This is a genomic window from Phormidium pseudopriestleyi FRX01 (genome assembly GCF_017313335.1).
GTDB lineage: Bacteria > Cyanobacteriota > Cyanobacteriia > Cyanobacteriales > Laspinemataceae > Laspinema > Laspinema pseudopriestleyi.
Genome location: NZ_JAFLQW010000654.1, coordinates 1 through 5,088 on the forward strand (window position 1 = coordinate 1; position 5,088 = coordinate 5,088).

A 5,088-nucleotide genomic window follows, 5' to 3' on the forward strand; every position below is an offset into this window, starting at 1 on the left:
AGAATTTCATTCAAGCATGGGCAAGAGAGAGAATTCGTCGATTTAGGCATAGCCATCTCGGTTTTTTCACTGTTCTCTTTTATCTTTTTTCCATAACTCAACCTAGGGTGACCTCTATCTAAAGACATAGTTTAACTTTTTATAATTTTTTCTTATTTAAATAAAATGGAGTTTCCCCGATTCAAAACTCAGCCCATGAGACCAAATCCGGTTGGTAAAAGTCGGTTTTCCCTTAGCCCGCGCAGGGGTCTACTGAGCAACGCCTGCCCTGAGCCCCGTCTGTCCTGAGCCCCGCCTGTCCTGAGCCCCGCCTGTCCTGAGCCCCGCCTGTCCTGAGCCCCGCCTGTCCTGAGCCCCGTCGAAGGGTCGAAGGGTCGAAGGGGGTCGAAGGGTCGAAGGGGGTCGAAGGGTCGAAGGGGGTCGAAGGGGGTCGAAGGGTCGAAGGGTCGAAGGGGGTCGAAGGGTCGAAGTACGGGCTTTGTTAGTATAGCCCCACCCTTCAGGACTCTGTTGGTTAACGGGAGACCTAACCCCCCCACCCCCTTCCCTCAGAGGGAAGGGGGAGCCAGAAAACCCCTCCCCTCTGAGGGGAGGGGTTTGGGGAGAGGTCTCTTTCTTGATTCGCCAACAGAATCCTTCAGGGTGCGGGTTTTTATTTGATGATGGTTGTCATGCCCTGGAAATACCCTGAATCGTGAATATAAGCTTAAATTATGAAACCCCTTGTTTAGTCCGGGTCCCTCTGAGGACTCGGTGACATTTTGACCCTTTTCCTTGTACAGTAAAGGATGCAGACTCCATTAAGCTAACTCTACCGTGTCAAATCTTAGCACCCTTGCTCCCGTGGATACCTTGCACTTGTTGGGGCGACTCGGGTTATCATTGTTCGTCGGGGCAGTGATCGGATTCAATCGAGAAAGGGAACATAAACCAGCGGGTTTAAGAACCTATATGCTGGTTACTTTTGGAACAACTCTCTTGGCATTGTTGCCAGTACAACTCGGTGTTGCATTAGACAGTACCGATGCCTTTAGTCGAATCATTCAAGGCATTATTACCGGGGTCAGTTTCTTGGGTGGGGGAACAATTTTGCGCGATCGCGATCGGGTTCGGGGATTGACCTCGGCAGCCGCCATTTGGGTCGCGGCTGCCCTCGGACTGTTGATCGGTTGTGGATTGTGGCAACTCGGATTAGCCAGTGCCTTAATCTGTTGGGTAATTCTCCGGGTTGTCAAACAAATAGAACCCCTATAATGTCTTGATTTTTGATAGAATGACATAAGTTTTTGAGTCTCGAACCTTCTAATCCACAAAGGTTTCCCTGGCGATCGCAGATGCCCTGACCGATTTCGCGCACCCACCCCATCGTCCCATCAGCTTTGATAATTCGGTAGTCTACAATATAAGGCTGTTGAGATAATAACGCCTCTTCTACAGTTTGTTGGGCAATCTCCTGATCCTCGGGATGAACAAGAATTTTAAATCGAGTGATGGGATGGTGGAGAAAATGGGAGACTGGATATCCAGAAATTTGTTCAATTCCTTTACTAATGAACGCTATTTTCCAGTTGCCCTGATAGGTGCATCGGTAAATTGCCCCGGGAATATTATTAACAATACTGTGCAACAGAGTTTCGTTCTCCTTTGGGGGATACTCCGAGGACTGGGACCCTTCAAATCCGGTAGTTTCAAATGGTTTCATCGGTAAATTAGATGAGGTAACGTGCATGGGTTAATAACGTCCTAAGTTTTCCACTGGTTCAATCGATTTAAAGACCTTCAATCCCTGAATACCTACTGAATAGAGTAGGGCGATCGCCAAATTTTGCAACCTGAATCCCCCAATTCACCTCCGTATAGCTACCATGAACAAGAAGGAACAGTAGCATCTGTTACAGATACTACTGTTACAGATGCTACTGTTCCCCTTTCTCAAAGTCACCGTTTACCAGCTTACCCAATTCGATACCTATGCAGCGTCAATCGCAGCTTTTACCACAGCATCTCGTTCGAGGCATCTCCCCCACTCGGTCCTGTTTCAGTCTAGTCGTGAGCTTAATCACCCTAGCATTAGCGACTTCCGTAGCGGATGCCACACCCCCTCGGCCCCCAGACCAAGAAATTGCCTGTGAAATTTTAGTCGCTGGGGGTGGATTAGCGGGTGCTGCCAGCGCCTACGAGTCCTTGTTGGCCGGTCGGACAGTTTGCATCACCGATATTACCGACTGGGTAGGGGGTCAAATTTCCTCCCAAGGCACTTCGGCCCTGGATGAACGACCCACCCAACGACAACAATTATTTTATCCCCGAGGATACTTGGAATTTCGCGAGAGTATCCGGCGCAAGTATGGACGCCTCAACCCGGGCCAATGTTGGGTGAGTGAATCCTGTTTTATGCCGTATGACGGCCATAAACTGCTCTTTGACCAATTGGAAAGAGCCGCCAAACGAGGGAAGGGTACTCTCAAATGGTATCCCAATACGGTGATTAAAGAGTTGGATATTGCTCCCACTCAAGAGGGCAAACAAATACAAAGTGCTATCGCGATTCAAATCAAACCGGCCCCAGGTCAGCCCCCAGTGAATGCGGAATCCCTCTCGCAAATCCTGGAAGATGCCTATCGCTACGAAAATTCCACCCGGTTTCATAAAAGCATTGTGCGGTTTGTGCCAATGACAGGCGATCGCAATTCTAGAAATGCTACATCGGTCGCACAACCGGCCCAATGGTATGTGATTGATGCTACGGAAACCGGGGAACTGATCGGGTTAGCGGATATACCCTACCGCCTCGGGGTTGATCCGCGATCGCCTCTTGAACCCTCTTCTTCCAGTGCCACCGGGAATCCCTACTGCACCCAAGGGTTTACCTATACCTTTGCCATGCAGGCCACCGAAGAAGCCCAACAGCACGTTAAACCGCCCTTTTACGACCGTTACGCGCCTTATTACAGTTATGAACTGGAACGATTAGCGGATTTTAATTTAGTTTATACCTACCGCAGGATCTGGAGTGCCAACTATCAGAAAACCCTCCCCTCCAACCCCCGACAATATCCCATTAATCCCGGGGATATCTCCATGCAAAACTGGACTTGGGGAAATGATTATCGACCAGGAACTGCTCAAGATAATTTAATCTATACCCAACAGCAGTTGCAATCCACCGGGCAACTGGAACCGGGGGGTTGGATGGGAGGATTAAGAACCGAAACTCTGCAAGCAGGAGAAGAACACGCGATCGGCTTTTTCTATTGGTTGGTCCAGGGAACTACCGATTCTCAGTTAGGAGATGGGGTTAAACAGCCCAACCCAAATCATCGCTATCTTTCCGGGCTAGATTCGCCGATGGGAACCGCTAATGGATTATCTAAATATCCTTATATACGCGAGGGACGGCGGATTATTGGACGACCTGGTTGGGGTCATCCTGATGGGTTTACCGTTTGGGAAATTGATATTTCTCGGACGGATTATTCTTCTGAGTTTTATCGCATGAATTTGTTGCCGGAGGACTATCGCCGGTTGTGGGAATCCCTCTCGGGATTACAAACTTTAGAGGCGATCGCTCAAAAGCCGAATTTGGACGAACGACCCTCGCGATCGCGCTCTACAATTTTCCCTGATTCTGTAGGAATTGCCCACTATGCGATCGACTTTCATCCCTGCATGACCCTCTCGCCCCCGGAAGCACCCGGTAACACAGAACTAGAGGGAGAACGTCGGGGCGCTGGTACCGCTTATCCCTTCCAAATTCCCCTACGGGCCTTGATTCCCCAACGGATTGACAACCTATTAATTGCTGGAAAAAGTATCGCCACCAGCCATATTGCTGCCGCTGCTTATCGGGTTCATTCCTTTGAATGGTCCGCTGGAGTTGCAGCCGGAGTAACCGCCGATTTCTCCCTAAAAAAAGGAATTCTTCCCTATCAGTTAGTAGACAATCTTCCCCGACGGGAAGCCCAGTTAGAAGAGTTACAAACTCGCCTCGTGGATAGCGGCAATCCCATTGCCTTTCCCAACACGTCAATCTTCAACAATACTTGGGAAGATTGGCGATAACCAGCCGGTTGATATAGGATTAATTTCCTAGAAGAAAAAGCCGGATTTCTGGCGCTTTCTTTATTGGGAATGAGCAAAAACTGTTTAAAAAAAACCGGTTGTCTTTCCTCTCCTGGACAAGCAACCGGGTTTTTGGCGCTTTCTGGTTTGGGAATGAGTAGAAATCTGGAGAAAAAACGGAATATTAAACCGAATGAGAAACAATGCACAATTTAATGTTATTGTCAAGGAATATTTGATAAGATTAATAACAAATTTAATCACTTATAATGAACAAACGATGACTTTGTTTAGTGGTTTAATGACAAGGGTGAAAAAGAGAGTTATAGTAATCGTAAGCAGCAGGTTAGCCCTCTGTGAATTTTATCCGAATCCACCGATTGCACTCTTTGTAAACTTTGACAGAGAAACATTATGAAGCGCTTAATCATTGTAACCGCCTCCATCGTAGCAACAGTTTTACTGAATTCCACCTTGGGGATGTCTCAACCCAGTGAAACTGGAGGACGATAACCGGGATTTTGGCAACCGGAAACCGATGTAAATGTCAACCTTCCGGTAAATCTCACCCTAGTGAATAATGCCGGAATCTCATTGGACTATAGCCTTCAAGATGGGGGATTTCGACAAATAGGATCGGGAACAAGGGTTAGGTTAGGCAATTTCCTGCTGAACCCCACATCTGAGACCGATCTTGATCGCAATTTGAACGTTTTTATCAATGCGCCCGCAGATTCTAGTGAAGTGCAATTGCATTTGGATATTACTTCAGTCGGAAATGATGTCATGATCGCCATTCGCCCGGCGATGACTGGCGAACGGATTGATCGGGGATTTTATACCGATGAAAAAGGCCGAATTTACGCCTTTTAACTGGGAAAGTTAATTGAGAGGCGATCGCTTGATGCCAGGGCATTAGTCTCTGGGTCTATAATGGGCGATCGCCTTTCCACTATAACTCACTCCCCTCGGCTATCCAGGGCCTAAGTAGACCCTGCGCGTTCCCAGAATTTGACAAGGCTGTAG

The 5,088-nt window shown here is 48.1% G+C and carries 4 protein-coding genes; 3 read left to right on the forward strand and 1 reads right to left on the reverse strand.

The annotated features are described in order from the left end of the window. The first annotated feature begins 816 nt into the window (after window positions 1–816). On the forward strand, window positions 817–1,254 hold the full coding sequence (locus tag J0895_RS24565; RefSeq protein WP_207090610.1) for an MgtC/SapB family protein: 438 nt from the start codon (window positions 817–819) through the stop codon (window positions 1,252–1,254). On the opposite strand, the gene J0895_RS24570 is transcribed toward J0895_RS24565, so the two are convergent. Then, window positions 1,232–1,702 (reverse strand): PAS domain-containing protein, encoded by a 471-nt coding sequence (locus J0895_RS24570; RefSeq protein WP_207090611.1) that lies wholly within the window; start codon window positions 1,700–1,702, stop codon window positions 1,232–1,234. The two genes, J0895_RS24565 and J0895_RS24570, sit on opposite strands and share 23 nt — an antisense overlap. A gap of 269 nt (window positions 1,703–1,971) precedes the next feature. Here J0895_RS24570 and J0895_RS24575 point away from each other — a divergent pair, with 269 nt between their 5' ends. Together J0895_RS24575 and J0895_RS24580 are read left to right on the forward strand one after the other, a co-directional pair. Then, window positions 1,972–4,062, forward strand: coding sequence for an FAD-dependent oxidoreductase (locus J0895_RS24575; protein WP_207090612.1), 2,091 nt, complete (start codon window positions 1,972–1,974; stop codon window positions 4,060–4,062). Window positions 4,063–4,767: 705 nt separating this feature from the next. After that, complete coding sequence (locus J0895_RS24580) at window positions 4,768–4,935, forward strand: hypothetical protein (protein ID WP_207090613.1); 168 nt, start codon at window positions 4,768–4,770, stop codon at window positions 4,933–4,935. Window positions 4,936–5,088: the final 153 nt, after the last annotated feature.

Excerpts from the sequence above, each read along its gene's own strand:
- J0895_RS24570 (WP_207090611.1), bottom strand. The coding sequence starts at position 1,702 with ATGAAACCATTTGAAACTACCGGATTTGAAGGGTCCCAGTCCTCGGAG.
- J0895_RS24575 (WP_207090612.1), top strand. The coding sequence starts at position 1,972 with ATGCAGCGTCAATCGCAGCTTTTACCACAGCATCTCGTTCGAGGCATC.